This is a genomic window from Methanobrevibacter sp. (assembly GCF_045541095.1).
GTDB lineage: Archaea > Methanobacteriota > Methanobacteria > Methanobacteriales > Methanobacteriaceae > Methanocatella.
Genome location: NZ_JAZQIJ010000001.1, coordinates 1 through 4,778 on the forward strand (window position 1 = coordinate 1; position 4,778 = coordinate 4,778).

5 protein-coding genes and 1 pseudogene are annotated in these 4,778 nt (G+C 36.2%); all 6 read right to left on the bottom strand.

Annotated features, from left to right (window positions below):
- Positions 1–75: 75 nt before the first annotated feature.
- The gene (locus ACKI2P_RS00005) at positions 76–930 is read right to left on the bottom strand and encodes a DUF11 domain-containing protein (protein ID WP_407374040.1); all 855 of its coding nucleotides are present in this window, start codon (positions 928–930) and stop codon (positions 76–78) included.
- Between the two features lie 74 nt (positions 931–1,004).
- A complete protein-coding gene (locus tag ACKI2P_RS00010) occupies positions 1,005–1,676 on the bottom strand; it encodes a DUF11 domain-containing protein (RefSeq protein WP_407374048.1) in 672 nt (223 codons plus the stop codon).
- Positions 1,674–1,835 (bottom strand): annotated as a pseudogene (locus ACKI2P_RS00015) (hypothetical protein); the annotation flags it as partial. The pseudogene ACKI2P_RS00015 and the gene ACKI2P_RS00010, both read right to left, overlap by 3 nt.
- 250 nt (positions 1,836–2,085) lie before the next feature.
- Positions 2,086–3,750, bottom strand: a complete 1,665-nt coding sequence (locus ACKI2P_RS00020) for an AMP-binding protein (RefSeq protein ID WP_407374042.1) — start codon at positions 3,748–3,750, stop codon at positions 2,086–2,088.
- Positions 3,751–3,885: a hypothetical protein gene (locus tag ACKI2P_RS00025; protein ID WP_407374044.1), complete on the bottom strand. Its 135-nt coding sequence runs from the start codon at positions 3,883–3,885 to the stop codon at positions 3,751–3,753.
- A 22-nt stretch (positions 3,886–3,907) separates the two neighbouring features.
- Positions 3,908–4,480 (bottom strand): helix-turn-helix domain-containing protein, encoded by a 573-nt coding sequence (locus tag ACKI2P_RS00030; protein WP_407374046.1) that lies wholly within the window; start codon positions 4,478–4,480, stop codon positions 3,908–3,910.
- Between the last annotated feature and the right edge of the window lie 298 nt (positions 4,481–4,778).

Genomic DNA, 4,778 nt, shown 5'->3' on the forward strand with positions numbered 1-4,778 from the left:
AAATTGTCTGTGTAAAAAATAAAAAAAGGAAAAAGTAACTAGATATGAAATCTAGTTAAATTCTTATTTTGAATATTATTCTTTTCTGCGTGGAATCCAAATACTACCTAATACTAAAGCAACAGTTACTAAAAGATATGCTATCGGATTACCTGTTTCAAGCATGCGAGCTGGCTTACCAGGTATTTTATGTGGCTTTTCAGGTGTTGGAGGAACATCTCCAATAACTTCAATTTCAGCTACATCATGATTATTATCATAATCGCTTTCAGTTTCATTGCAGGAAACGCTTACCTCATTGGTAATTATACCTTCTTCAAGTGCAATGCAGATTATTTGCATGGTTGCACTTTCACCGTTTGCCAAATCACCTATTTGCCATTCGCCTGTCACAGGATCATATACACCTTTGGATGCTTTGTATGAAACGAATTTGACGGTTGACGGTAAGTGGTCAATCGCTGTGACTTCATGTGTATCACATGGGCCATGATTTTTGACAGTGACTGTCCAGATAATTTTATCACCGACTCTGTATTGGGATTTATCGGATTTTACAGTAATCTCTAAATCCACAATTGCATAACCTTCAATCGTATCGTTTGCCCTGTTGTTGGATTTATCTTTGTCCGGTGTGGATGATGTTACATCTACAGGATTTGTGATATTTCCAATTCTCAATACTTTGGTAGTAATCAGAAGTGTTTCACTTGATCCGCTTTCGAGTTTGCCTATTGTCCAAATGTTGGTTTTCTTGTTGTATGAGCCTTTGGAAGCTGAAGTTTTAACTAATTTAAGTGAGCCTGGTATGTCTTCAAAGACTTTCACATCATATGCAGCGCTTGGACTGTGATTGGTTACCATAATTGTCCAGGTCAGCTCTTCACCGACATAAGCCTTTTTGGAGCTGGCGATTTTTATGATTTCCAAATCACATACAGGGTTAACTTCGGTAGTGTTGTTTACCTTGTTATTTGACTCATTGCTGTCTTTTGTTGTTGTGGTTACAACAGCACATTGGTGATGTTGCCTTCTTTTACAGCCTGAGTAATCAATACCATAGATACAGGTTTGTTTGCATCCAAATCACCGATTGTCCAAATGTCACCGGCAAAGCTGCCGACAGATGGATTTGCGCTGATCAATTTAAGACCTTTCGGCAAGACGTCACTGACTTTTACGTTACGGGCTGTTGATGGACCGTTGTTTACAACGATAATTGTCCATTCTATCTTGTCTGTAACGTTTACACAGCTTGTGTTGACAAGTTTGGTGATTTCCAAATCACATACAGGATCTACTTCAGTTGTATTGTTTGCGACGTTATTTGATTTGTTGGAATCAGGAGTTGTGGAGTTTACTGTGACAACATTTAAAATATTGCCCTCTTTTACAGCTTGGGTAGTTAACTCCAGAGTTACTGGCATGGTAACTTCCAAATCACCGATTTTCCAAATTCCGTTTGAGTAATTGCCTACAGATGCTTTTGCATTTATTAATTTCAAACCTTCAGGAAGTGTATCTTCAACAACGACATTTACAGCAACACTTGGGCCATGGATTATGACCTTGATTGTCCAGATGACGTTATCATTTAGATAAACAACTGTGCTGTCAACAATCTTTACGATTTCTAAATCATAAATTGGATTTGCAACAGTAGTGTTATTTGCCACATTGTTTGTTTTATTTGGCTCATAAGTTGTTGTGTTAACTTTAACCACGTTTGTAATGTTTCCTTCAGCATTGATTCTGGTAACCAAAACAAGAGAAACAGGTTTGTTAGCTTCTAACTTGCCAATCTCCCAGATCCTAGTTTCCTCATCAAAACTGCCTACAGAATGTGTATCTTAACTTAAATATTGTTTAATATATCATTAACATTCTGAAAAATATATCGAAAATGTAAAAAAAATAAAACACAATGTTAAAAATTAATTACACAGTTAAAAAAATATTACAAAATTATAAACACAAGATAACATTGTTATAAAAAATATTCTAAAAAAAAATTACAAACATTGCAAAAATTATAAAAAAAATTATAAAATGAAAATTTAAAAAAAAAATAGTTGAAAAGAGAATTTATAATTCTCCTCTTTCACGTCTTTCTTCAAGCAGTTTAAGACCGATATCGCCTAACTTGTACTTTTGGATTTTACCACTGGTTGTAAGAGGGAACTCATCAACGAAGAAAACATATTTTGGAACCTTATAACGAGCAATAGAACCTATACAGAAGTCACGAATGTCAGCTTCTGTTACATCATCAAATCCTTCCTCTTTTATGATGAATGCTCCAACGAGTTCACCGTATTTTTCATCCGGAATTCCAGCAACCTGAACGTCCTGCACACAATCATGGGTAAAGAGGAACTCTTCAATCTCACGAGGATAGATGTTTTCTCCACCTCTGATAATCATGTCCTTTATACGTCCGACGATTGAATAGTATCCGTCCTCGTCAACTGTTGCAAGGTCTCCTGAGTGAAGCCATCCGTCAGGTTCAATGGTTTCAGCAGTTTTCTCAGGCATGTTGTAGTAACCTTTCATGACGTTGAAACCTCTGCACATGATTTCCCCTTTCTCACCCGGACCTAACTCTTCACCAGTATCCGGATCAACAATCTTAACCTCAATATTCGGAAACTTACGTCCGACCGTATTGATTTTTTTCTCAAATGAATCTGCTGCATTGGTCTGTGTAAAACCAGGTGCTGCTTCAGTAAGACCATAAACACTTGTAATCTCTTTCATGTTCATCTTTTCTATTGCATCCTTCATGGTCTCCACAGGACAAGTGGAACCTGCCATGATCCCTGTTCTTAAAGAGCTCATATCGAACATCTCAAACATAGGATGGTTCATCATACCGATAAACATTGTCGGAACACCGTAGATTGATGTGCATTTTTCCTTCTGAATGGATGAAATTGCCAGAAGAGGGTCATATTCCTCAAGAACAACCATAGTTGAACCGTGAGTAATTACGGCCATAACACCTAAAACAGTTCCAAAACAATGGAAAAGAGGTACCTGCAACAGTAACCTATCTTTTTCAGTGTAGTTCATGTTTTCCCCTATGTAATAACCGTCGTTTACAATGTTACGGCTTGTAAGCATTACACCTTTTGGGAAACCTTCAGTACCTGAAGTGTACTGCATGTTTATTACATCGTGCTGTGTAACCGCATCCTTAACCTTCTGGTATTCATCATCATCATAGTTCATACCTAAAAGGATAAGCTCATTTGTGTTATACATTCCCCTGTGCTTTTCCTGACCTACGTGGAAGATAAACTTTAAATAAGGGAACTTTTCAGAAATAAGATGACCCCTTGCACATGTCTTAAGTTCGGGAACAAGTTCATTGATTATGTCAAAGTAGCTTGTGTCACGGAATCCGTCTGTCATTGCCAGTGCTTTCATGTCAGACTGCTTTAACACATACTCCAGTTCGTGGGACTGGTATGCTGTGTTGACTGTCACGATTGTTGCACCGATTTTTGCGGTTGCAAACATGTAAGTCAGCCATTCAGGAACATTTTTTGCCCAGATTCCTACATGATCTCCTTTTTTGATTCCAATTGCCAGCATTCCTTTTGCCAGATTATCTATTCTTTCATCAAATTCCTTATATGTAAATCTTAAATTTCTGTCCGGATAAACTATAAACTCATGATCAGGCTGTTTTTCAACCATTGATTCGAAAAATTTTCCTAATGGTAATTCTGTAAATAATTCACTCATCTAAACTCCTCCTGTAATTTTTGCTAATCTTAAATTCTGACCCAATATGTTTAAACTCAAATGCAACAATCCCAACTCATGAGCTAATAAATTCATATAATCCAATACTGTTTTTCCAAAATCAAATTTAAACATATCAATCAAGCCTCTTTTGTAGTTAATATGGAGTATAGAGTACTGCTAATATCTTAGCGTCTTTTCCGCCTGTTGCGTGAAGGTGGTGTGGCACTACAGAGTCGTAAAATATAGTATCTCCGACGCCTACCTGGAATGTGTCTTTTCCGTAAATCAGTTCGATTTCTCCTTCCAGAACATAGATGAACTCTTCACCTTCGTGTGATGAAAGTTCCTTATCCCCTTCTTCATACTTGATGTCAATCATGAACGGATCTATGTTTCTGTCAATTTTACCTGCACCTAATGAGTGGAACTCCAGATTGGTAGAGTTTGTAACGTCTTCTCTTCCTGAAAAGTAAAGAGAGTTTTCAGTTTTTCCGCCACGTGTAACTACAGGTCCAAGTTCAGGTGTGTCATCAAGGAATGTTCCAAGACGGACTCCTAAAGCACGTGCCATTTTGGTTAATGGTGTGAGTGACGGAATTACTTCACCGTCTTCCATAGCCTGGAGAACTTCAAGTTTTACACCGCTTCTCTCGGAGAGTTCTTCTATTGTCATGTCTTGTCTTGCTCTTATGTCTTTTATCTTTTGTGCGAAATCTTCGTTTACCATTTTTTCACTCAATTTTTTTGGATTGTTACTTAAAATATTTAAGTATTTATAGATATATTCAAAAAGATATTTAAAAGTTATTGTAAAATGAATTTTTATAAAGTTTTTTTATAATTAATTAAAAAATAATCAATTAATCAATTTAATAATCCCATACAATATAACAAACTTAAATCCTAACAAATATTATGATTAATATTTTTTTGTTAGGAGCAATTGATTTTGCCATGATTTTCACCAAAGTATTTTATGCCGGTTGAAATTAATATGGTCTTGCTTTTAAATGGAGTCATTTTAA

Coding starts and splice junctions, on each gene's coding strand:
- ACKI2P_RS00030 (WP_407374046.1), bottom strand. CDS start 4,480: ATGGTAAACGAAGATTTCGCACAAAAGATAAAAGACATAAGAGCAAGA.
- ACKI2P_RS00020 (WP_407374042.1), bottom strand. CDS start 3,750: ATGAGTGAATTATTTACAGAATTACCATTAGGAAAATTTTTCGAATCA.
- ACKI2P_RS00025 (WP_407374044.1), bottom strand. CDS start 3,885: ATGTTTAAATTTGATTTTGGAAAAACAGTATTGGATTATATGAATTTA.